The organism is Arthrobacter sp. RAF14 (assembly GCF_052114185.1).
Lineage (GTDB): Bacteria > Actinomycetota > Actinomycetes > Actinomycetales > Micrococcaceae > Arthrobacter_E.
Map to the genome: position 1 here is coordinate 1,175,972 of NZ_JBFREG010000001.1, position 21,344 is coordinate 1,197,315.

21 protein-coding genes and 1 tRNA gene are annotated in these 21,344 nt (G+C 67.2%); 13 read left to right on the forward strand and 9 right to left on the reverse strand.

Going from position 1 to position 21,344, the window contains the following annotated elements; all coding sequences use genetic code 11:
- Positions 1-2: 2 nt before the first annotated feature.
- The 4 genes from AB4Y75_RS05545 to AB4Y75_RS05560 are packed head-to-tail and all read right to left on the reverse strand — an operon-like array spanning position 3 to position 4,472.
- Entirely contained in the window at positions 3-1,715 is a 1,713-nt protein-coding gene (locus AB4Y75_RS05545; protein ID WP_441434851.1) for an amidohydrolase, read from the reverse strand.
- Positions 1,716-1,763: 48 nt separating this feature from the next.
- The gene (locus tag AB4Y75_RS05550) at positions 1,764-2,522 is read right to left on the reverse strand and encodes an amino acid ABC transporter ATP-binding protein (RefSeq protein ID WP_441434852.1); all 759 of its coding nucleotides are present in this window, start codon (positions 2,520-2,522) and stop codon (positions 1,764-1,766) included.
- The gene (locus AB4Y75_RS05555) at positions 2,522-3,442 is read right to left on the reverse strand and encodes an amino acid ABC transporter permease (RefSeq protein WP_441434853.1); all 921 of its coding nucleotides are present in this window, start codon (positions 3,440-3,442) and stop codon (positions 2,522-2,524) included. Before AB4Y75_RS05555 ends, AB4Y75_RS05550 begins: the two co-directional genes overlap by 1 nt.
- 25 nt (positions 3,443-3,467) lie before the next feature.
- On the reverse strand, positions 3,468-4,472 hold the full coding sequence (locus AB4Y75_RS05560) for an ABC transporter substrate-binding protein (RefSeq protein ID WP_441434854.1): 1,005 nt from the start codon (positions 4,470-4,472) through the stop codon (positions 3,468-3,470).
- A gap of 148 nt (positions 4,473-4,620) precedes the next feature.
- Between AB4Y75_RS05560 and AB4Y75_RS05565 the strand changes: the two genes are divergently transcribed.
- The 10 genes from AB4Y75_RS05565 (at position 4,621) to AB4Y75_RS05610 (ending at position 15,474) form a co-directional block, all read left to right on the forward strand.
- Positions 4,621-5,289 (forward strand): TetR/AcrR family transcriptional regulator, encoded by a 669-nt coding sequence (locus tag AB4Y75_RS05565; protein ID WP_441434855.1) that lies wholly within the window; start codon positions 4,621-4,623, stop codon positions 5,287-5,289.
- Positions 5,290-5,345: 56 nt separating this feature from the next.
- Positions 5,346-6,566 (forward strand): aminotransferase-like domain-containing protein, encoded by a 1,221-nt coding sequence (locus AB4Y75_RS05570; protein WP_441434856.1) that lies wholly within the window; start codon positions 5,346-5,348, stop codon positions 6,564-6,566.
- Between the two features lie 103 nt (positions 6,567-6,669).
- Positions 6,670-7,014 carry a zinc ribbon domain-containing protein YjdM gene (locus AB4Y75_RS05575; RefSeq protein ID WP_441434857.1) on the forward strand — a complete coding sequence of 115 codons (345 nt, stop codon included), beginning with the start codon at positions 6,670-6,672 and terminating at the stop codon, positions 7,012-7,014.
- A gap of 124 nt (positions 7,015-7,138) precedes the next feature.
- A complete protein-coding gene (locus AB4Y75_RS05580) occupies positions 7,139-7,819 on the forward strand; it encodes a DNA alkylation repair protein (protein ID WP_441434858.1) in 681 nt (226 codons plus the stop codon).
- Positions 7,820-8,378: 559 nt separating this feature from the next.
- The gene (locus AB4Y75_RS05585; RefSeq protein ID WP_441434859.1) at positions 8,379-10,040 is read left to right on the forward strand and encodes an amidohydrolase; all 1,662 of its coding nucleotides are present in this window, start codon (positions 8,379-8,381) and stop codon (positions 10,038-10,040) included.
- Positions 10,037-11,050: an ABC transporter permease gene (locus tag AB4Y75_RS05590; RefSeq protein WP_441434860.1), complete on the forward strand. Its 1,014-nt coding sequence runs from the start codon at positions 10,037-10,039 to the stop codon at positions 11,048-11,050. The genes AB4Y75_RS05585 and AB4Y75_RS05590 overlap by 4 nt, the downstream gene beginning before the upstream one ends.
- Entirely contained in the window at positions 11,047-11,916 is an 870-nt protein-coding gene (locus AB4Y75_RS05595) for an ABC transporter permease (protein WP_441434861.1), read from the forward strand. Before AB4Y75_RS05590 ends, AB4Y75_RS05595 begins: the two co-directional genes overlap by 4 nt.
- Positions 11,913-12,971 carry an ABC transporter ATP-binding protein gene (locus AB4Y75_RS05600; protein WP_441434862.1) on the forward strand — a complete coding sequence of 353 codons (1,059 nt, stop codon included), beginning with the start codon at positions 11,913-11,915 and terminating at the stop codon, positions 12,969-12,971. The genes AB4Y75_RS05595 and AB4Y75_RS05600 overlap by 4 nt, the downstream gene beginning before the upstream one ends.
- The gene (locus tag AB4Y75_RS05605; protein WP_441434863.1) at positions 12,968-13,777 is read left to right on the forward strand and encodes an ABC transporter ATP-binding protein; all 810 of its coding nucleotides are present in this window, start codon (positions 12,968-12,970) and stop codon (positions 13,775-13,777) included. Before AB4Y75_RS05600 ends, AB4Y75_RS05605 begins: the two co-directional genes overlap by 4 nt.
- Positions 13,778-13,818: 41 nt before the next feature.
- A complete protein-coding gene (locus AB4Y75_RS05610) occupies positions 13,819-15,474 on the forward strand; it encodes an ABC transporter substrate-binding protein (protein ID WP_441434864.1) in 1,656 nt (551 codons plus the stop codon).
- 234 nt (positions 15,475-15,708) lie between these two features.
- Here AB4Y75_RS05610 and AB4Y75_RS05615 read toward each other — a convergent pair whose 3' ends face one another.
- From AB4Y75_RS05615 to AB4Y75_RS05625, 3 genes are read right to left on the reverse strand one after another with little or no spacing between them, the layout of a single operon-like run.
- Complete coding sequence (locus AB4Y75_RS05615; RefSeq protein WP_441434865.1) at positions 15,709-16,719, reverse strand: NADP-dependent oxidoreductase; 1,011 nt, start codon at positions 16,717-16,719, stop codon at positions 15,709-15,711.
- 15 nt (positions 16,720-16,734) lie between these two features.
- Positions 16,735-17,130, reverse strand: a complete 396-nt coding sequence (locus AB4Y75_RS05620) for a DUF1304 domain-containing protein (RefSeq protein WP_441434866.1) — start codon at positions 17,128-17,130, stop codon at positions 16,735-16,737.
- Between the two features lies 1 nt (position 17,131).
- The gene (locus AB4Y75_RS05625; protein ID WP_066210439.1) at positions 17,132-17,554 is read right to left on the reverse strand and encodes an organic hydroperoxide resistance protein; all 423 of its coding nucleotides are present in this window, start codon (positions 17,552-17,554) and stop codon (positions 17,132-17,134) included.
- A 50-nt stretch (positions 17,555-17,604) separates the two neighbouring features.
- Between AB4Y75_RS05625 and AB4Y75_RS05630 the strand changes: the two genes are divergently transcribed.
- The 3 genes from AB4Y75_RS05630 to AB4Y75_RS05640 all read left to right on the forward strand — a co-directional run bounded on the left by AB4Y75_RS05630 (position 17,605) and on the right by AB4Y75_RS05640 (position 19,324).
- Positions 17,605-18,045 (forward strand): MarR family winged helix-turn-helix transcriptional regulator, encoded by a 441-nt coding sequence (locus AB4Y75_RS05630; RefSeq protein WP_441434867.1) that lies wholly within the window; start codon positions 17,605-17,607, stop codon positions 18,043-18,045.
- 136 nt (positions 18,046-18,181) lie between these two features.
- Positions 18,182-18,254 (forward strand) — tRNA-Ala (locus tag AB4Y75_RS05635).
- Positions 18,255-18,529: 275 nt separating this feature from the next.
- Positions 18,530-19,324 carry an APH(3') family aminoglycoside O-phosphotransferase gene (locus AB4Y75_RS05640; protein ID WP_441435268.1) on the forward strand — a complete coding sequence of 265 codons (795 nt, stop codon included), beginning with the start codon at positions 18,530-18,532 and terminating at the stop codon, positions 19,322-19,324.
- A 125-nt stretch (positions 19,325-19,449) separates the two neighbouring features.
- Here the strand turns inward: AB4Y75_RS05640 and AB4Y75_RS05645 are convergent, their stop codons facing one another.
- Positions 19,450-20,241, reverse strand: coding sequence for an alpha/beta fold hydrolase (locus AB4Y75_RS05645; RefSeq protein WP_441434868.1), 792 nt, complete (start codon positions 20,239-20,241; stop codon positions 19,450-19,452).
- Between the two features lie 244 nt (positions 20,242-20,485).
- Entirely contained in the window at positions 20,486-21,343 is an 858-nt protein-coding gene (locus AB4Y75_RS05650; protein ID WP_441434869.1) for a MurR/RpiR family transcriptional regulator, read from the reverse strand.
- Between the last annotated feature and the right edge of the window lies 1 nt (position 21,344).

A 21,344-nucleotide genomic window follows, 5' to 3' on the forward strand; every position in this document is an offset into this window, starting at 1 on the left:
TCTCAGTCCTGGTTCGCGTGCTGGGCGGGGGTTGCGGTGCGGGCACCCGAGAGGAATCGGCGCTGGCCGTCCACCCAGGTCTGCAGGACCTGGATCCGGGAGATCTCCTCTTTCGGGACCGTGAGGGGGTCCGCGGAGAGGATGGCGAAGTCGGCGCGTTTGCCGACGGCCAGTGAACCGAGATCGGACTCTCGCCCGATGGCCTGGGCGGCCGTCAGCGTGTGCGCCTTCAGCGCCTCTTCACGGCTGATCCGCAGGTCGAGGGAGCCGAGCCGGTGCCCGCGCCGGGTGACGCGCGTGACCGCCGCCTGGATCGCCTCGAGGGGCAGGGGGTCCGCCACGGGGGCGTCCGAGCTGATCGTGACGGGCACTCCGGCCCGGACGAACTCGCCCAGCGGGTTGAACCGTTCGCCCGGGGTGCCGATGGCGGCCGTGACGCCTTCGCCCCAGTTGTAGTAGTGCTGCGGCTGGTTGACCGGGAAGATGCCCGCCGTGGACATCCGGCCGATCTGCTCCGGGGTCGGCAGGCCGCAGTGCTCGATCCGGTGCCGTGCATCCTCGTCCGGGCGCTCCTCCAGAGCGGCCTCGATGGCGCCGATGACCATTTCCAGTGCTGTGGGGGACTGGGCGTGGGTGGCGGTCTGAATGCCCGCCGCATGGGCCTTGCGGATCAGCTCCCGGTATTCGGCGGGCTCGTGATAGAGCTGTCCGGTCCGGCAGGGATCGCCGACGTAGCCGTCCGGGAAGTATGCGGTCCAGCCGCCCAGGGTCCCGTCCGCGTAGAGCTTGATCCCGGCGAAGCTGAGCATGTCGTTGCCGAAGGCGCCGTGCAGTCCCATCTCCAGCGCGTCGTCGAGCAGGTGGGAGAGCAGGTACATGCTCACACGGGTCTTCAAGCCGTCCGCTTCGGCCAGTCGGAGGTACATGTCGAATTCGCGGCGGGACACCTGGGCGTCCCCGATCGCCGTGACACCACCGGCCAGGAACTTCTCCTGGGCGGCGGCCAGCTGGCGCAGGTGCTCCTCCGGGGCATCCGCGAGATGGAAGTTCGGTCCGTGATGGCCCACCTTCACCCCGTGCACGCCGGTGAGGACATTGCAGGCGGCGTCGGACAGTTCGCCGGTCAGCTCGCCGTCGGCGTCGCGGAAGAACTCACCGCCCGGGGGATTGAGGGTGTCCCGCGTGACTCCGTGCAGCTCCAGCGTGAAGCTGTTCACCACTCCGCCGTGGCCGGAGGCGTTCATGAGGTACACCTCGCGGTCCGTGGCCACCTGGTCCAGCTCGTGGCGTGTGGGATGACGGCCCTCCACCAGATTGCGGTGCTCGTAGCCGTAACCGCGCACGGGGCGGCCCTCCGGCAGCTCGCGTGCGGCCTCCTGCAGGAGGGCGACGATCTCCGGAATGGAGCCGGCCTTCTCCGGGCCGCAGTCCACCCAGGTCATGAGCTGCCCGTACATGAGCGGGTGGGCGTGGGCGTCGATGAAGCCGGGAACGACGACGGCGCCGCCCAGGTCGACGATCTCCGGCGCCGCCGGGCTCAGGGCGGCCGCCGCCGCGAGGCAGTGCTCCAGCGTGCCGCTCGCGGCGATGTCCTGGCCGAAGACGAGGAGGGCCTCCGGCGAAGACCCGTCCTCCAGGGTGTGGAACGTGGCATGGTGGAGCACCACCGGGTGGGCCTGGGCGGCGGACCGGTGGAAGGTGGTGAGGGTGCGCATGGGGGGCTTTCGGTCGAGGTGGCGAGGGGATGAGGCCGAGGGCCTTGGTCAGAGGACCTTCGAGAGGAACGAGCGCGTGCGTTCGTGCTGGGGGTTCAGGAGGACGTCGTCCGGGAGGCCCTGCTCCACGATCACGCCGTTGTCCATGAAGACCACCACGTCCGCCACTTCCCGGGCGAAGCCCATCTCGTGAGTGACCACGAGCATGGTCATGCCGCTGGCGGCCAGCTGCTTCATGACATCCAGCACTTCGCCCACCAGCTCCGGGTCCAGGGCCGAGGTGGGTTCGTCGAAGAGCATGAGGTCCGGTTTCATGGCGAGGGCCCGCGCGATGGCGACGCGCTGCTGCTGGCCGCCGGAGAGCTGGGACGGGTAGTTGTTGGCGCGTTCGGCCAGGCCGACCTTCGCCAGCAGCTCCCGTGCCTCGGTCTCCGCCTGCGCCTTGGGGGTCTTGAGCAGTTTGGTGGGGCCGAACATCACGTTCTCCAGGGCGGTCATGTGCCCGAAGAGGTTGAAGCTCTGGAAGACCATGCCGATGCGGGAGCGGCGCCGGTCGATCTCGGCGTCGGAGGCCTCCACCAGGCGGTCGCCGTGCACGTTGTAGCCGATCATCTGGTCGTTGACCAGGATGGCGCCGGCGGAGGTGACCTCCAGGTGATTCACGCAGCGCAGCAGGGTCGACTTGCCGGATCCCGAGGGGCCGATGAGACAGACCACCTGCTGCGGTTCCACCCGGAAGTCGATGCCCTTCAGGACCTCCACGGAGCCGAAGCTCTTGTGGACATTGAGGAACTCGACGGTAGCCATCAGCGGGCCTCCTTCTTTGCCGGTTTGGCCGGACGGACGGTGCCCTTGGAGTACTTCTTCTCCAGCCGCGACTGGAACCAGCTCAGGACGCTGGTCAGGGCGATGTACCAGATGCTCGCCACGATCAGCAGGGGGATCTGCTTGAGGTTCTGAGCGTAGATCTGCTGGGCGTTGTAGAGCAGATCACCGACGCCGATCACGATCACCAGCGAGGTGGTCTTGAGCATCGAGATCACGTTGTTGCCGATCGGCGGGATGATCACCTTCATGGACTGGGGGATCACCACGTACCAAAGGGTCCGCAGGTGGCTGAAGCCCATGGCGCGGCTGGCCTCGGTCTGGCCCGGAGGCACGCTGAGCAGGCCGGCGCGGATGATCTCCGCCGTGTAGGCGGCCTCATTCAGGCCGAGCCCCAGGATGGCCGCACCCATGAGGGAGATGACGTCGTTGGTGTTCCATTCCACGAAGTTCGGCCCGATGAAGGGGATGCCGATCCCGATCGTGGGGAAGAGCGCCGCGGCGAAACCCCAGAACAGGAGCTGCACCAGCAGCGGCGTCCCGCGGAAGAACCAGATGTAAGCGCCGGCCACTCCCGAGATGAGCCGGTTGGGGCTCATCCGCATGACCGCCAGGACCATGCCGACCGCGAAGCCGATGATCTCGGCGATGATGGTCAGTTCCAGGGTCAGGAGCAGCCCGGCGAGGATGCGGGTGTCGAAGAGGTACTTGCCCACGGTGGGCCAGCCGAATCCCGGATTGGTCAGCAGGGTGCCGGCCATCAGGATGATCAGGAAGGCGATGACGATGATGGACACCACCTGCCCGGGGCGCCGTCGTTTCAGGACGGGAAGCCCGGACATGGCCAGGTAATCGATCCGGCCGTGGTCTTCGGTCACGGTTCCGGGGCTGGTAGAGGTCACGGGGTGCTCCTGGGTTCGGCGCGGGTCACTTGACGGGGTTGATCTCGGAGGCCGGGATCTCCGAGGCGGACATGCCCCACGCGGTGAGGATCTTCTTGTAGGTGCCGTCGGCCATGAGGGAGCTGAGGGCCTTCTGGAAGGCCTTGGCCAGGGAGTCGTCGGCCTTGTTGGTGATCACGCCGCTGAGGGCGGGCTCCACCAGGATGCTGTCCACCGAGGAGAAGACGTCGGGCTGGAGCTGTGAGTAGTAGGCCACCAGCGCGTTGTCGGCGGCCATGGCCTGGGCGCGGCCGGTGGAGACGGCCTGGTTGACGTTGTCCTGCTGGGGGAGGATCAGCGGGGTGATCTGTCCCTTGCCGGCGTCCGCGCACTGTTTCTGGAAGGACGGGAGGACGGCGAGGGCCTGGGTGGTCCCGGTCTGGGCCGCCACGGTCTTGCCGCACAGGTCCTCGACCTGCTTGATGCCGGAGGGGTTGCCCTTCTTCACCATGACCGAAGTGCCGCCCTTCATGTAGCTGACCATGTTCACCTGGGCGGCGCGGTCCGCGGTGATGGAGAAGGCGGCCCAGGAGGCGTCGTAGCGCTTGGCCTGGATGCCGGCGATGATGCCGTTGAAATCGCCCTTGCTGAAGTCGGCCTTGAGGCCCATCTTCTTGCCGACGGCGACGGCAAGGTCGGGCTCCAGGCCCACGAAGGCGCCGCTGCTGTCGGTGAAGGTGATGGGGGCGTAGGTGGGATCGGTGACCAGGCTCAGGGAGCCCTTCTGCTTGAGGGCCGCGGGGACGAGGGCCTCGACGGCGGGATCGGCCTGCACCGCTTCCGCGGCCGCCCGGCCGCCCGAGCCCACTCCGCCGGCCGCGTTGGTGCCGGAGGCTCCCGGGTTGCCGGCCGCCGTCGGCGTCTCGCTGTTGGTGCAGGCGGAGGTTCCGGCCACGAGCGCGAGGGCCGTGAGGGTCAGGGCGGTCCGGCGGACCAGGCGGTTGGAGATGGTCTTCTTCTCGGTCATTTTCTTCTCAGTCAATTTCTTCATGGGGGTCTTCCTTGGCGGCTGAAGGGGAGGCGGCGGAGCGCTGTTGAAAACTTCAATAAGTTCAACTTATTATTTGAGTGATGCGAGTCACTGTCAAGGGCGATCCGCTAGCGTTCTGAATGTCACTGCAATCGTCAGGAGGAAGTCCATGGGCACCGTGGTCCGTCGCCGGAGCAATGCCGTCACCGAGGAGGCCATCGCCGAACGCCGGGTGGAGATCCTGCGCTCCACCGCGTCCGTGATCGTGGAATCCGGGCTGTCCGGCTGCTCGTTCGGAGCAGTCTCGGACGCCACGGGATTCAGCGTCGGGATGATCCAGCACTACTTCCGCACGCGGGACAAGCTCATCGAGGCCTGCGTGGAGCACCGGATGGAGGAGTCTCAGGCCGAATGGCAGCAGATCGCCTCCCGGGACGGTGGCGGAGACGCCGCGCGCAAGCTCCGCGGACTCATCGACTACGCGGTCATGGGGGAGAAGGACTTCACCGACGCGTGGGGCTTCTGGTTCGAGCTCTACGCCGCCGCGCGACTGGACGCCACGCTGGCGGAGAAGGTCAACGACCGGCTCCGGTACTGGCAGAGTCTCTTCTCCGAGGCGATCCAGGACGTCCTCGACTCCGGCCAGGCCGTCACCGAGCGCGCCGTGGAGGACGTGGTGAATTCCGTCCTGGGACTCACGGACGGCCTCGCGTTCCAGACCATCAACGGCACCTTCGGCATGACCGTGCCCCGCATGCACGCCATCCTCCACAGCTTCGTGGACTCCGAACTGAAACTCCCGCGCGGCGCGGTCGCGTCCGCCGTCGACTATCACTGAAACCAGCCCGGGCCGGCGACGACGCCGGCCCCGCTCCCACCATGAATGAGGCGAACATGAGCTCAACCCCCACCTTCCTCCGGCCGGCGGCACGCGCGGCGGGCTATCGCCCGTCCCCGGTGCGCGACTTCTGGGAGGTCTCCATGCAGCCCGGCGTGATCTCGCTGGCGGGCGGAAACCCGGATCTCACGGTGCTTCCGCTCGCCGAGCTGGGGGCGACCGCCTCACGGATCGTGACCGAGCGGGGCATGGAAGCCCTCCAGTACGGCTCCGGCACCGGCACGCCCGGGGCGCGCGACGCCGTCGTGCGTGTCATGGCGGCGGAAGGCATTCCGGTCGACGCGGACAGCGTCCAGATCACCGCGGGTTCCCAGATGGCCCTGGAGCTGGTCGTCAAGCTGCTCTGCGATCCAGGTGACGTCATCCTGGCGGAGGGGCCCACCTACGTGGGCGCCCTCGGTGTGTTCGCGGGCCTGCAGGTCGATGTCGAGCATGTCGCCATGGATCAGGACGGCTTGCGCCCCGAGGCCTTGGAGGACGCCATCGCCCGCCTGCGCTCGCAGGGCCGGACGGTCAAGGCGCTCTACACGATCCCGAACTTCCACAATCCCACCGGGATCACCCTGTCCGCCGAGCGGCGCCCCCAGGTTGTGGAGGTGTGCCGGCGCGCCGGCGTGCCCATCATCGAGGACAACCCGTACGGACTGCTGTCCTTCGACGGCGAAACGCAGCAGAGCATGCACCAGCTCGATCCGGAGAACGTGATCTACCTCGGCTCGTTCTCCAAGATCGTGGCCCCGGGACTCAGGGTGGGCTGGGCCGTGGCGCCGGAGCCGCTGCGCCGTCCGCTGCAGCTCGCATCCGAGGCCACCACGATCTGCGCGTCGGTGCTGAGTCAGACGCTCATTGAGGAGTATGTGCTGGGCCATGACTGGCAGTCCGCGCTCACGACGGCGCGTGGCCTGTACCGTGGCCGGGCGACGGCGGTGCGGGAGGCGCTGGAGGAGCACATGCCGGCGGGGACCCGCTGGAGCGTGCCGCGCGGAGGATTCTTCACCTGGCTGGACCTGCCCGACGGCGTCTCCTGCCACACGGTGCTGGACGCGGCCATCGACGCCAAGGTGGTCTTCGTGCCCGGAACAGCCTTCTACGACGGCCCGGATTTCGGCACCGGGGCGCCGGGCCTCTCCCAATTGCGACTGGCCTTCTCGCTCGAGGACGAGGACACCCTGCGCGAAGGGGTCAAGCGCCTGGCCGGTGCCATCACCGGCCGGTGAGCCAGGCTCCGCAGCCGGGCCGGCTGCAGCGCGTCTGCGGCCGGCCCCTGCGGGGACGAGAGCTCGGTGCGGAGAGGAGCCCCCGCCCGGATAAAATCTGACGGTGAGTGAAACCCTGCCTCCCTGCCCCGAATGCTCCAGCGAATACAGCTACGAGATGGGCGCGCTTCTGGTCTGCCCCGAGTGCGCTCACGAATGGGAGCCTGCTCCGGCCGAGGAGAGCGCCGGGAAGGTCATCAAGGATGCCGTGGGCAATGTGCTCTCGGACGGCGACACCGTCACGGTGGTCAAGGATCTGAAGGTCAAAGGCAGTCCGACGGCCATCAAGGTGGGCACCAAAGTGCGGAACATCAGATTGATCGACGGCGTTGGCGACCACGACATCGACTGCAAGGTGGACGGTTTCGGTCCCATGCAGCTGAAGTCGAGCGTGGTCAAGAAGGTCTGACCGGGCCGGCGCACATCCGCCGCTGTGTTCCCGCGCTCTCTACGCGGGCGCCCTCGCGCGGCGTAGGCTGAATCACGCGGTGGTTCGTCCGGACTGCTGAACGTTCACCGGGACAGGAGACACGATGGCCGGAACGATGGAAGCCACCACCGTGGCCGGGCTCCTGGAGGAACTCGCGGCCCTTGAGGATCCCCGGGCCCGGGAGGTCAATCTCCGGCATGGCGACGACCATGGCGTGAACCTGGGCAAGCTGCGCGCCATCGCCAAGCGGTTGAAGGTCCAGCAGGACCTGGCGCGGGAGCTCTGGGCCACAGGAGACACCGCGGCCAGGCTGCTTTCGCTGCTGATCTGCCGCCCCAAGGACTTCAGCCGCGACGAACTCGACACCATGCTGCGAGAAGCCCGTGCGCCCAAGGTGCAGGACTGGCTGGTGAACTACGTGGTGAAGAAATCCCCGCATACCGAGGAACTGCGCCTGGCCTGGTTCGGAGACCCGGATCCCGTGGTGGCCAGCGCCGGATGGATGCTCACCGTGGACCGCGTGGCGAAGAAGCCCGAGGGTCTGGACCTGGACGGACTCCTGGACGTGATCGAGGCCCGGATGAAGGATGCGCCCGAGCGACTCCAGTGGGCGATGAACCACTGCCTGGCTCAGATCGGCATCGAACATCCGGCACTGCGGGCCCGAGCCCTGGACATCGGGGAGCGGCTCGAGGTCCTCAAGGACTATCCCACTCCACCGGGCTGCACCTCTCCCTTCGCCCCGGTGTGGATCACCGAGATGGTGCGCCGCAAGGACGGCTGACGCCCTCCCGGTGACCCCGGCCCGGGCGGGACCCGATCTCTCCCGGATCGATGCCGTCCTGCTCCCGTGAGGAGCCCGGCGTGATCCACGACGCTGTCCGCGTCGTTCTCTCCGCCCTCGGCGCTGGTCGCATCCGGCGTCGTGATCTGCGGCGCCGCCTCAGCGTTCTGAGGTCCCTCCACCGCTCTCTTGCAGCGCCCTGAAAGTCGCCGTGCCGCCTCGCGCGATGCCGGGCGGCTCCGCAGCGAGCTCCGCCCGGACCTTTTCACGAGCCGCGCGGTCGATTGTGACGCCTTGCGACGGTTGTGAGACGTGCCTGGATCATCGACCCGGAAGCGGTGCTAGTGAGCTGAATCACAGTCATTTTCAGCCTTTTTCATTCCCGGACTCGCGACCGGGGCGTCGGGTGACGCGAAAACTCCTTGAGTAAAACATTTTACTTCCCTAGGTTTGGCGCAGGTTCCACGGCACGGCTCACCCCGGGTGCACGGATCGACCATCCGGACCTGGTGGAGCGGCCGGGGGACACGTATCAGCGGTCAAGGAAAGCAGGACAGCGTTGGCATCCGAACTGTATGGGAACGCCCGGTTCTTCACGGCGGACAGGCGCCGGTGGGCGGAGGCACTGCTCGTCGTCAACGGGCGGATCGCCTATGTCGGCGACGAGCAGACGGCCCGCCGCCTCGGCGGTGATGAGGCCGAGGACGTTGATCTGGACGGCGCCACCGTCCTGCCCGGCTTCGTGGACGGGCATGCGCACGTGGTCGGCACCGGAGAGGCCGCGGTCCAGGTGGACCTCTGGGGCGCCACGGACGTGGAGGAGATCCAGCGGCGGATCGGTGAGTGGGCCCGCGCCCACCCTGACGCCCCGGTCATCCGGGCTCACGGCTGGAATCACGGCGCCTTGCCGGGCGGTGCGCCCGACCGCCTCCAGCTGGATACGGTGGTCTCCGACCGTCCCGTCTTCGCGCAGGCCTACGACTTCCACTCGATCTGGCTCAACACCGCCGCGCTGGACATGGTGGGCATCGACGCCCACACCCAGAACCCGCCCGGCGGCACCGTCCATCGCGACGCGGAGGGACACGCCACCGGTTACGTCGACGAGACCGCCATGCACCGCCTCGTGTGGCCCGTGCTGGACGCCCAGGTCAGTGACGCTGACCGTGACGACGCCCTCGCCGCAGCACTGGACAGCTACCGCCAGACGGGCGTCACCGCCACCACCGAAATGGCGCTCGACGACGGCGACCTCGCCGCCATGCAGCGTGCCGAACGCGAAGGGACCCTCACCGCGCGCATCGTGGCACACTGGCGTGTCCAGCCCACCGGGGATCCCGTGCAGAATCTCACCCAGGTGGACAAGGCCGCCGGTCTCGCCGCCGAGCACCGCTCCGAGTGGCTGCGGATCGCCGGCATCAAGGTCATGGTGGACGGGACCGTGGACGGCTGCACGGCCGCCCTCGGTGCACCGTACGCCGACGGGAGCACCGCCGACCCCGTCTGGAGCCTCGAAGAGCTGGCACCGGTGGTCGTGGCCGCCGACGCCGCCGGGCTTCAGGTGGCCATGCACGCCATCGGCGATGAAGCCATCCGGATCGCGATCGCTGCGGTCGAGCGGGCGATCGCGGTGAACGGTCCCGCGGAACGACGCCACCGGATCGAACACCTGGAAGTGGCGGACCCGGCCGACATTGAGCGACTCGCCGCCCTCGGCATCACCGCGAGCATGCAGCCCGTCCACGCGGACCCCGCCATTCAGGACAATTGGCGTGCCCAGCTCGGGGACGCCCGGATCGAGCGGGGTTACCCCTGGCCGGAGATGAGCGACGCGGGCGCGCCCCTGGTCTTCGGCACGGACTCGCCCACGTCACCCGAGTCCCCGCTGCCCAATATGTATGTGGCCGCCACCCGCCGCTCCGCCCTGGACCCGGCCCGGGAGGCGAATCTGCCGAAGTACGCGGTGCCTCTCGTGGACTCGATCGAGCACGCGACACGGGATGCCGCCTGGGCCTGCCGGTCCGAGGACCGTTACGGCCGCCTGGCCGCCGGGCTCCATGCCGATTTCATCGTGCTCGACCGGGACGTCTTCAACCGCCCGCTCGAGGAACTCCTCGAAGCGCGCGTGGTGCGGACCGTCGTCGGCGGCAGGACCGTGCACCTGGCGCAGGACACGACGGATCAGCGGGAGCACGCCGCGGCCGAGAGGCTCCTCGCATGAGCGCCCAGACCGACGCCGGAGCCGCCTCCCAGCCGACCGCGCCGCGCAGCTTCGACTGGGGACTGCTCCGGTTCATCGCGCAGCGGATCGGCGGCCTGCTCGCCACGCTATTCGTGGCCAGTCTGGTGGTGTTCGGGGCACTGTACGCCGCGCCCGGCAACCCCCTCACGTTCCTCACGCATGGCCGGTCCCTCCCGCCCGAAGGGATCGCGCAGCTGAAGGCCCAGTACCACCTCGACGATCCGCTGTGGCTCCAGTACCTGCGCTGGCTGGGCGGGGTGCTGCAGGGCGATTTCGGCACCTCGATCATCTACAACCAGCCGGTCTCCGGACTGCTCGCGGCCCGGGCTCCGGCCACCCTGCTCCTGGTGGCGATGGCAGCGGTGATCGTGCTCGTGTTCGGGCTCGCCATCGGTGTCTTCGCAGGTCTCAAGCCGGGGATCGTGTCCCGCTCCACCATGGGGGTGGCCACCGCGATCATGGCCGTCCCCACCTTCGTGGCGGCCGTGCTGCTGATCCTGGTCTTCGCCGTGAACCTCGGCTGGTTCCCGGTGTTCGGCGCCGGCACGCCTGGCCTGGACGCCGTCTATCACACGGTGCTCCCGGCCCTGGGCCTGGCCCTGGCTTCGGTGGCCTTCGTGGCACGCCTCGCTCAGGCCGCCATCCGGCAAGAGCTTCAGGCCGACCACGTGCAGACCGCGATCAGCCGTGGACTGCCGCGGCGGTTCATCGTCCAGCGCCACGTGATCCGCAACGCCGCCATGCCGGTGCTCACGGTGGCCGGCCTGACCATCGCCGGCCTCATCGCGGGCAGCGTGGTGGTGGAACAGGTGTTCCAGCTCGGCGGGTTCGGCCAGTTCCTGGTCTCCAGTGTGCAGCAGAAGGACTTCCCCGTGGTGCAGGCGATCTGCCTGGTCTACGTCGGCTCGTTCATCGTGCTGAACACCGTCATCGATCTTCTGTACTCCCTTCTCGATCCTCGGGTCTCGCTCGGAAGGAGCGCCTCATGACCACCGCCGCAGCCGATCGGCGCATGATCGCCCGGAGCGCGCGCCGTCTGCGCCGTTCCGGCACCCTGGGGGTGTCCGGCCGCATCGCCTTCGGTGTCCTGGCCGTCATCGTCCTGCTGGCGGTGCTGGGCCCCCTGCTGGTGCGCACCGATCCGAATGCCGTCAGCCTGTCCGAGGCCTATCAGGACCCCAGCGGGGACCATCTGCTCGGCACGGATGGGAACGGCCGGGATCTCCTGGCCCGCCTGCTGTCCGGCGCGCAGACCGCCCTGCTCGGCCCCTTCCTGGTGGTGCTCGTCTCCACGGTCCTCGGCACCAGCCTCGCCTTGGCCGCCGTGTGGTTCGGCGGCTGGTTCGACCAGGTGTCGGTGCGTGTGATGGATGCCGTGTTCGCTTTCCCCGGACTGCTGCTCGCCATCCTCGCCACCGCGCTCTTCGGAGCCGGGCTGACCGCCGCCATCGCGGCGCTGGCCATCGCGTACATCCCGTACATCGGCCGGATCGTGCGCAGCGCCGCGCTCCGCGAACGCAATCTGCCCTACGTCGCGGCCCTGCGGGTCCAGGGCGTCCGGGGAGTCCTGATCTCCCTGCGCCACATCCTGCCGAACATCGCCGGACTGATCGTCGCCAACGCGACCCTCGCCTTCGGCTTCGCCCTCATGGACCTGGCCGGACTGTCTTTCATCGGCCTGGGAGTCCAGCCGCCCACACCGGACTGGGGTGCCACCGTCGGCACCGGGATGTCCGGCATCCTGCGGGGTCACCCGGATGAAGCGCTCTTCGCGAGCGCCCTCATCGTCATCACTGTCGCCGCCGTCAATGTGCTCGGCGACCGTCTCACGGAACGCTCGGAGGCCCGCGCATGAACCCGCCATCCGGCCCGCTGCTCGCCGTCGACGGCCTGACCGTCCGGCTGCCCGTGGCCCACGAACTGAGGACGGTTCTCCGGGACGTGTCCTTCGAACTGAAGGAGGGCAAGGCCCTGGGGCTGGTCGGTGAATCGGGTTCGGGCAAGTCCATGACCGTCCGGACCATCGCACGCCTCCTGCCACCCGGGGCCGAGGTCTCGGGGCAGGTGCGCTTCGATGGCCGGGAAGTGTTCGATCTGCGGGGCGAGGCGCTGCGCAAGTACCGTGCCGGTGACGTCTCGATGATCTTCCAGGACGCGCGGGCGCACACCAATCCTGTCCGCAGGATCGGCGACTTCCTCACCGAGGCCCTGCGCACCAATCAGAAGGTGACGCGGAAGGCCGCGGAGGCCCGCGCCGTCGCGCTCCTGGAGGAGGTGGGGATCCACGATCCGGAGCGCCGTCTGCGTCAGTTCCCGCACGAACTCAGCGGTGGTCTGCTGCAACGCGTCATGATCGCCGCGTCGGTGGCCGTCCGGCCGCGCCTCATCCTGGCGGACGAGCCGACGACGGCACTGGACGTCACCACGCAGGCTGAGGTCATGGTGATCCTGAAGAGGATGCAGGCCGAGTACGGCATGTCGATGCTCTTCATCACCCATGATCTGGAACTGGCCAGTGCGGTCTGCGACGACACGGTGGTCTTCTACGCCGGGCAGGTGGTGGAACGTCAGTCGGCGTCCAGACTGCACCACGACCCGCTGCACCCGTATACGGCAGCCCTGGTGCAGGCGCGGCCGGAGATCACCCATCGGGCCGTGCGTCTTCCGGCCCTGCCGGGTCATCCCACCACGGCCTATGAGGCGCCGGACGGCTGCGCCTTCGCCCCGCGCTGCCCGTTCGTCCAGGAGGCGTGCCGTGCCGGGGTGCCGCCTCTGCTGCGGATCGGCGAGCAGGGGGACAGCCGCTGTCTCCGCATGCCGGAGCTGCATGGCCGTCTGCTGGCCGGGGTGTCCGCGTCCATGCCGGCCGGTACGTCGTCGTCCGCCGCATCGGGGGAGGAGACCCTGTGAACACCTCGCCTCTGCTCGTCGTCGAGCAGCTGACCAAGACCTTCGGCAAAGGCAGGCACGAAGCCACCGCCGTCGACGGCGTGAGTTTCGAGCTGGGGGAGCGAGGCTCCCTGGGCATCGTGGGGGAGTCAGGGTCCGGCAAGACCACGACCGCCCGGATGATCATCGGCCTGGAGCAGCCCAGCGCCGGAAGGATCCTGTTCCGAGGGGAGGACCGGACCCGTCCGGCCCGGACCGTCCGCGAACTGCGCGAACGGGGCCGGAACATCCAGATCGTGTTCCAGGATCCGTACACCTCGCTGGACCGTCGCCAGCGGGTCGGCGACTGCCTCGCCGAGGTGCTGGGCGTCCATTTCCGGCTGGACCGGGAGGAGACCAGGCGCAGGGTCCGCGAACTCGGTGATCTGGTGGGTCTGGACGAACGCCAGCTCGGCGCCCTGCCGAAGGCGCTCTCCGGTGGTCAGCGGCAGCGCGTGGCCATCGCCCGCGCGCTCGCCGCCGAACCCGAGATCCTGATCCTCGATGAGGCGGTGTCGGCACTGGACGTCTCCATCCAGGCTCAGATCCTCAACCTCCTCTCCGAGATCCGCGAGCAGCGCGGCGTGAGTTACCTGTTCATCAGCCACGACCTGGCCGTCATCCGCCAGGTCTGCGACGACACGATCGTCATGCGCCACGGCGCGGTGGTGGAGCGAGGGCCCACGGCCGAGGTGCTCGACCATCCGCAGCATCCGTACACCCGCCTTCTGCGTGACAGCGTCCCGCGCGAAGGCTGGGACCCGTCCACCGTCTCCGCGCGATCCTGACCGACCCCGTTCCCCGCACCACCCTCATCAAGGAGCCACCCATGCACCACCCATCTCCCCTCCGCCTGTGGCGCCGCAGTGCATCGGCGGTCGCCGTCGGCCTCCTCGCCGTCGTGGCGCTCGCCGGTTGCAGCAGCAAAGCCGTGCAGACGACGACGCCGGGAACGGACGGCCTGACCACGTTCACCCCCGCGGGCGGCGCCGAAGTCGACAAGGTCACGTGGAACGTCTTCCAGGGCGAGCCGCAGACGGTCGATCCCTATCACGCGGCCGATTACACCCCGAACATGATCAACTCGAACATGTGCGAGAACCTGCTGCAGCAGACACCGGACTTCCAGATCAAACCGGGCCTGGCGAAGTCGTTCTCCAATCCCGACCCGCTCACCTGGGTGTACGAGCTGCGGGACGACGTCACCTTCTGGGACGGCAAGCCGATGACCGCTGATGATGTGGCCTACAGCCTGGACCGGAACCTGGTGGACAAGACGTCCTTCTCCAATTACCTCTACGGGAATGTCGCGTCGGTGAAGAAGTCCGGTGAGCATCAGGTCACCGTCAAACTCAGCAAGCCGGATTACCTTTTCAATGAGGAGATGGCCAGCTCCGCCGGAGTGGTGGTGGAGAAGGCCTTCCACGAGAAGGCGGGCAAGAAGTTCGGGTCGCCGGACACCGGGCTCATGTGCACCGGTCCGTTCCGGTTCACCAAATGGACTCAGGGCCAGTCGATCTCCGCCACGCGCTACGACGGGTACTGGAACAAGGACCTCAAGCCCAAGGTGAAGCAGATCGACTTCACGTTCCTCACGGATGACAACGCGATCACCTCGGGCCTGCTGGCCGGGCAGATCGACGGCACGTACAACGTGCCCACCTCGGGTGTGGCGCAGCTGAAGGCCTCGTCGGCAGGTAAGTATTACGTCGGCGCTGCGCCGCTTGAGACCACGCTGGTGGTGGCCAACCCGAAGGGCGCCCTGGCGAACGCCAACGTCCGCAAGGCGCTGCAGCTGGCCATCGACTGGAAGGGCATCGGCCAGACCGTCTTCGGCGGCCTCGGCACTCCGAGCAAGCTCCAGACCCCTCCCACCGTGTACGGCTTCGCGAAGGATGAGCTGAACAAGCTCGCAGGGACCGTCACCTCGGACGGAACCTCGCAGATCGAGAAGGCCAAGGCCCTGCTGGCGGATGTTCCGGCGGAGGTGAAGGCCAAGGAGATCAGCCTGGTGGTCCCGGCACAGGCCGAGACCCAGCAGCTGGGCGTCTCGATCAAGGACTCCGCGGACAAGATCGGGCTGAAGTTCAAGCTCAACGTGGTCCCGGCCACCGGGTACTCGAACTACCTGTACGATCCGGCCACCCGCGGTTCCACTGATCTGCTCTACACGCAGTTCTGGCCGGGCATCCCGAACCCGCTGGACTGGCTGGCCGCCACGGCAGTCACCGGTGGCATGTTCAACCAGTCGGGCTACAGCGGCATCGACACCCTCTTCGCGCAGGCCCGCGCCACCAAGGATCCCGCGCAGCGCGCGTCCGTGGTGTCCCAGGCGGAGAAGAAGCTGCTCGATGAGATGACCCCGATGTTCCCCGGCGTGGAGCTCCGCAACGACGTCTGGATGAACAACCGCATCTCCGGCGCGCCGGCGTCGTTCGACTACGTCTACTACCCGTGGGCGGCACACCTGGGCGGGACCAAGTAGTCCCGTCCGTCAGTCCCGGCCGCACTGGGGAGGGCGAGTCGTGACGGAAGGGCCCCTGAACCGCAGAGGTTCCGGGGCCCTTCCGTGCTCTCCGGGGTGAACGGGAGGTCCTGACGCAGGAAGACCCCCGCTTCTGCGGGTGACCCACGGAAATTTCAGTGGGCCCCCAACAGAAGCAGGGGTCTTCGGGCGCGAAAGGCCGGGTGTCGGCCCGCGGGATCAGATCAGCTCAAATCAGATCTTCACCAGCATCTTGCCGGTGTTGGCGCCGCGCATCATGGAGAGGAACGCCTCGACGGTGTTCTCGATGCCGTCCACGACCGTCTCGTCGTAGCTGATCAGGCCTTCGCTGAACCAGCTGTTCATGCGCTCGGAGAACTCCTGGCCGAGGTGCAGGTAGGAGCCCAGGGTGAAGCCCTGAAGCCGCAGACCGCGCGTGATCAGATTGGCCATGTTGTCCGGACCCGGCGTGCGCTCCGTGGTGTTGTACGCGGAGATCGCGCCGCAGAGGGCCGCGCGGCCGCCGTCGTTGAAAGCATCGAGGGCCGCTTCCAGGTGGTCACCGCCGACGTTGTCGAAGTAGACGTCGATGCCCTCCGGCGCGGCGGCCGCGAGCAGCTCGCGCACGTCGCCGTCCTTGTAGTTGAATGCGGCGTCGTAGCCGTACTTCTCGGTGAGCAGCGCGACCTTTTCGGGGGAGCCGGCGGAGCCGATGACGCGCTTGGCGCCCAGGAGCTTGGCGATCTGGCCGGCGGCGGTGCCGACAGCGCCCGCAGCGCCGGAGATGAAGACGGTCTCGCCTTCCTTGAGGTTCGCGATCTCGGTCAGACCGACGTACGCGGTGAGGCCGGTCATGCCAAGGATGTGCAGGCGGAGGGACAGCGGGACACCCGGGACTTCGGGGACCGCGCGGAAGGTCTCGGCGGCGTCCTGCACCCCGTCCATCCAGCCGTGCTGGTGCAGCACCACGGTGCCGACGGGCAGGTCCTCGGACGCGGACTCCACCACACGGCCGATGGCGCCGCCCGCGATGGCCTCGCCCAGGGGGTAGGGGGCGACATAGCTGCGGGTGTCGTTCATCCGGCCGCGCATGTACGGGTCCACGGAGATGAACTCATTGCGGACGCGAACCTGTCCGGGCGCGAGCTCGGGGTGCGTGACCGTGGCGGTGTTGAAGTCCTCCGGCACGGGCCAGCCTTCGGGGCGGCGTGCGAGCTGGATCTCGGTGGTGGTGAAGTCAGTCATGGGGTTCCTTCCAGGTCAGAGGGTGATGCCGAGAGTGAGGGAGATGACGCCAAGCGCGGGGATCACGCCCTGCTTGAGCGCTGCGGATGCCTTCTCCGGGCTGGAGAGCAGCAGGACCAGGCTGGCGGCCACCATCGAGCCGGCGCCGGTGAAGACGAGGGTGTTGCCCACGGCCGGCTGGCCCGCGGCCACGAGGATGATGCCGAGGATGACGGCGATCGCCAGGAACAGATTGTAGAAGCCCTGGTTGAACGCCAGCTCACGAGTGGCGGAGGCTTCGCTCTCGCTCGTGCTGAACACGGCGCGCGCTCGCGGGGAGGTCCAGGCGAAGGACTCCATCCAGAAGATGAAGACGTGCACCAGCGCGGCGATGCCGCTGAGGATGAGGCCGACGACGGCGAGGACGGTCATGTCAGGCCACCGCGAGTTCGACGTCGATGTTGCCGCGCGTCGCGTTGGAGTACGGGCAGACCTGGTGGGCCTTCTCGATCAGTTCCTGAGCCTGCTCGCGGGGGAGTGCGGGGAGGTCGACCTCGAGGCGGACGGAAAGGCCGTAGCCGCCGTTGTCGAGGGAGTGCAGGGAGACATCGGCCACCACCTCGGACTCGCCGGCGTCGAGCTTGGCCTGCGCGGCGACCAGCTTGAGCGCCGAGTGGAAGCAGGCGGCGTAGCCGGCGGCGAAGAGCTGCTCCGGGTTGGTGGCCCCGCCGGCGCCGCCGAGTTCCTTCGGAGTGCGGACCGGGGCGTCGAGGAGGCCGTCCGAGGACTGGATGTGGCCGTTGCGCCCGTCTCCATGGGCGACGGCGGTGGCGGTGTAGAGAGCTTTTGTAGTCATGTACAAAACTATATTGTGCAAAATACAAATGCGCAATCTAGAATGGAGGCATGTCCTACGAACAACTCGACCTCGACGCGCAGCTGTGCTTCCCGCTGCACGCGGCATCGCGCGCCGTGACGCGCGCCTATGGGGAGCTGCTGGCCGAGTCGGGTCTCACCTACCCGCAGTATCTGGTGATGCTCGCGCTGTGGAAGGCGGAGGGTTCGCTGAGTGTCGGCGAGCTGGGGGAGCGGCTGCGTCTAGACAGTGGCACCCTCACTCCGTTGCTCAAGCGCCTGGAGGCGGCCGGGCGTTTGACCCGGCACCGCTCGCCCGAGGATGAACGTCGGGTTCTGGTGTCTTTGACCCCCGAGGGGCTGGCGCTCCGTGATGTGGTGGCCGAGGTGCCCGGCCGCCTGGGTGAGATCGTGGGGCTCGGCCGTGAGGATTCCGAGAAGCTGAAGAGTCTGCTGATGACGGTGATGACGTCGCTGGATGGGCATCGCTGAGCTCCTGGCCGGCGCGCACCCGCGCGGGTGGATGCGCAGGTCAGAACCCGATTTGGGTGATCCGGCGTCGGTGGTCTAAGCTATATGAGTTGCAGCGGCGGGGAACGATTTCCTGACGCGGCGGACAAGTGAATATGGGGGTATGGCGCAGTTGGTAGCGCGTCTGCATGGCATGCAGAAGGTCAGGGGTTCGAATCCCCTTACCTCCACAGATGAAGGGCCGGTCGAGAGACCGGCCCTTCAGCGTTTATGAGCGCGTAGTTCTCGGCCGAGAGCGGGTCGCTGTGCCCACGAGTGGGGCCGGAATCTGGTCCTTTCGGCGCGGGCTCCACTCGGTGTCCTCAACTCCGGGCTGCCGGAGCGTTCCACCTTCTCCGCCGACGCCCGCTGCGCTGCTGACGTGGGTCGGGGCCGTGATAAAACGGCATCACACATCGCTCGATGCCACCCACTTTCCGGCACCTATGATCGTCGGGTGGAGTCTTTGCTGCTGTCCCTTCGCCGGTCATATTCAGAGCATGACTGGGTTCCGGTGACGGTAGGGTGCTCAAGTGCTTGGGTGTTCAAACTAGAAGGTTCTCAGGGGCTCTACGTCAAGGTCGCCCGAATGGTCAGCGACGACTTGACGGGATACGACCTGATTGCCGAAGGTGAACGACTCGCATGGCTGGCTCGGATTGGATTTCCTGCTCCAGAAGCGGTCGAGATGGGAGTCAGGGATGACGCGGCGTGGCTGGTCACGAAGGCGTTGCGAGGCAGGTCTGCGGCTGAGCCTTGGGGAGCAGGGCAGCGCCTGAAGGTTGTGGACGCCTTGGCCGATGTGGCCCGGAGTCTTCATGCCGTTTCGGTCATGGATTGCCCTTTCGATCGGAGCCTTGAACGTCTGCTTCCGGCCGCGGAGGCGGCGGTCAGGAGCGGAAGCTTTGATCAAGCGCGTCTGGAACCGGACTACAACGGCCGGACTTCTTCCCAGTTGCTGGCTGAACTGCATTCCACCGCGCCCTCGTCGGAGGACGTGGTGGTGTGTCATGGTGACCTCTGCCTTCCGAATGTCGTCCTTGATCCAGAAACGTTCGCTGTGACGGGAGTGCTCGACGTCGGTCGGCTGGGTCGTGCTGATCGGTACGCGGACCTTGCCTTGGCGACCAGGAGTATGTGCAGCGACCAGAATCCGCAGTATGGGGAGGTCCACGCGGAGCGCTTTCTGTCCCGCTATGGGGTGGATCAGCCCGACGACCATCGTCTCGGCTTCTACCGGCTTCTGGACCAGTTCTTCTGACTCGTGACGACTGTGCAGTCAAGGAGCGAATCGCCTCGAGAGCGGCTCCCACCAGAGTCGGCCGGGCACGTCCAGGTGGCTCTAGCGGCGGTCGGGAGTGAGGGCAGGGAGCCGTTTCCCTGGTCTCAGGGATTCACGAAGGCCCGAAGCTCGGTAGCCCATTGTTCAAAAGCATCCAGGTGCGCGTCATGTGACGCATTCGTGAGATCGTAGCGGCGGGCGTTTTTACCACGGGCGAGAAAGGCCTTCTTTTGTTCCTCGCTGAACATGCCGTTGTCGGCGTACGCGACCAGCGTGGGAGCGGAGACGCTCTCCCACTCGCTCCAGCGCGGAACGTTCAGTTCAACCGAGATCCGCTCCATCACGTCCGCGTCGAATCGGGGATAAAGCCCGCCATTGCGTTCTTCCAGGTCGTCGGCCCAAGCCCGCGCCAACGGTCCTCGTCCTAACGTTTCCGTCGCCACCGCCCGAGTGATGAAGGGCACTTCCCAGGAGCGGAAGAAATCACCGAGTGCAGCAGAATCTTCTGCCGTGCCGCTTCCTTCGTTGCATTCCAGTAGTGCGAGCCGACGCACGAGCTCTGGATGCGCCGCTGCGACAAGGAAGGCGGTGTGTGCTCCCATGGATTGCCCGACGAGATCTATCGGTTCATTCTCTTCAGCATCGATGACTGCGACGACGTCGTCGACAAAGGCCTCTCGCGAAGTGTCGGAAGGTATCCGTGTGCTGAAGCCGTGCCCTCGCTGATCGATCAGGACCACTTTGCGTGGGGCGAGAGCTTGAGCAGTTGGGACAAATTCGTGACTGCTCCCGGCCAGCCCGTGCAGGATGACGATCGCAGGGCCGGAGCCTTCGAAGACTCGGTACGAAAGAGTGGTGCCATCCGCGACCGTTAGCGCCTTTCGAGTGCCATTCATCGGACGAGTGTAGCGCGACCACAAGGCTCCAACCCGGCCTGAGTCCGATGCCTCAGACTGTGGGCGCCCTCGACCACCATGTGCTCTGACCTCTTCCGCAACCGGTCTGATGTCCAACGACTTCGCAGTGACTCGAGAGACATCCGTCCGCGACCAACCGAGAGCCGCGCACAGCTCTGGCGTTGTCATCGCACCTTGAATGGCGAGGTTGTTGACCACAGGTGAGACCCGGTTTCAACGCCGCCTAGGCTTGGTCTTCCATCAGGCCGAGGGCGTCCCACGCCTGTTCCACGCGTGCGAACGAGGTGGTGGCGGTCCTTTCGAGCTCCGCGAGGATTGCTTGCACAACGGCGACCATCGCGGTGAGGGAGGGGCTGGCTCCGAGACCTTCCATCGGCGTGATCACCACGTGATCGGAGTCCTCGTTGAGTGGTGAGGAATGCAGGTCGGTCAGGACGGCGACCGTGGCTCCGTTCTCGTGTCCCAGCCGGGTCAGCGAACGCAGTGTCCGGGTGAGGCGCCAGACATTCAGGACAACGAGGCAATCCCGTTCATCCAGCTGCGAGACCGCGACTGTCTGCTCGGTGGCGGGGCCGGCGGCAAGACGGATGTCGTACCCGTAGATCGAGGCGAGATAACTGAGGATCTGGCCAGGCCCGGTGGCTGATCCGGTGGCGATCACGACCGTTCGGCGGGCGGAGCTGATCGCCTCTGCCACGGCGTTGATGGAGTCGAGGTTTTCCTGTGATGAGGCGGCGGTGATGTTCGCGGTGTCCCGCCGCAGCATTTGAGCCGCGGTGTCCCGGGAGAGGGGCCGTTCGGCTTCCTTCGCCACGAGGGAGTGGAGATATTCTCCGCGCAGCGCGTTGCGCAGATCGGTCCATCCGTCGTAATCCAGCTGTTGAGCGGTGCGGACGACGGTGGAGACATTCACCCCGGCACGTTCGGCGACTTCCCGCGCGGAGGCGTAAGAGCCGAACTGGGGCATCTGGAGGAGCAGCTGAACGACTCGTTCGGCGCGTGCGCCAAGGTTTGCGCGGCCCGCCCGCTGCGCGAGCATGCTTTCGACCGTCACCTCGGCGCCCTCCTCATCAATGTCCATG

Coding starts and splice junctions, on each gene's coding strand:
- AB4Y75_RS05545 (WP_441434851.1), bottom strand. CDS start 1,715: ATGCGCACCCTCACCACCTTCCACCGGTCCGCCGCCCAGGCCCACCCG.
- AB4Y75_RS05550 (WP_441434852.1), bottom strand. CDS start 2,522: ATGGCTACCGTCGAGTTCCTCAATGTCCACAAGAGCTTCGGCTCCGTG.
- AB4Y75_RS05560 (WP_441434854.1), bottom strand. CDS start 4,472: ATGAAGAAATTGACTGAGAAGAAAATGACCGAGAAGAAGACCATCTCC.
- AB4Y75_RS05565 (WP_441434855.1), top strand. CDS start 4,621: ATGGGCACCGTGGTCCGTCGCCGGAGCAATGCCGTCACCGAGGAGGCC.
- AB4Y75_RS05570 (WP_441434856.1), top strand. CDS start 5,346: ATGAGCTCAACCCCCACCTTCCTCCGGCCGGCGGCACGCGCGGCGGGC.
- AB4Y75_RS05580 (WP_441434858.1), top strand. CDS start 7,139: ATGGCCGGAACGATGGAAGCCACCACCGTGGCCGGGCTCCTGGAGGAA.
- AB4Y75_RS05590 (WP_441434860.1), top strand. CDS start 10,037: ATGAGCGCCCAGACCGACGCCGGAGCCGCCTCCCAGCCGACCGCGCCG.
- AB4Y75_RS05595 (WP_441434861.1), top strand. CDS start 11,047: ATGACCACCGCCGCAGCCGATCGGCGCATGATCGCCCGGAGCGCGCGC.
- AB4Y75_RS05600 (WP_441434862.1), top strand. CDS start 11,913: ATGAACCCGCCATCCGGCCCGCTGCTCGCCGTCGACGGCCTGACCGTC.
- AB4Y75_RS05610 (WP_441434864.1), top strand. CDS start 13,819: ATGCACCACCCATCTCCCCTCCGCCTGTGGCGCCGCAGTGCATCGGCG.
- AB4Y75_RS05615 (WP_441434865.1), bottom strand. CDS start 16,719: ATGACTGACTTCACCACCACCGAGATCCAGCTCGCACGCCGCCCCGAA.
- AB4Y75_RS05620 (WP_441434866.1), bottom strand. CDS start 17,130: ATGACCGTCCTCGCCGTCGTCGGCCTCATCCTCAGCGGCATCGCCGCG.
- AB4Y75_RS05625 (WP_066210439.1), bottom strand. CDS start 17,554: ATGACTACAAAAGCTCTCTACACCGCCACCGCCGTCGCCCATGGAGAC.
- AB4Y75_RS05630 (WP_441434867.1), top strand. CDS start 17,605: ATGTCCTACGAACAACTCGACCTCGACGCGCAGCTGTGCTTCCCGCTG.
- AB4Y75_RS05645 (WP_441434868.1), bottom strand. CDS start 20,241: ATGAATGGCACTCGAAAGGCGCTAACGGTCGCGGATGGCACCACTCTT.
- AB4Y75_RS05650 (WP_441434869.1), bottom strand. CDS start 21,343: ATGGACATTGATGAGGAGGGCGCCGAGGTGACGGTCGAAAGCATGCTC.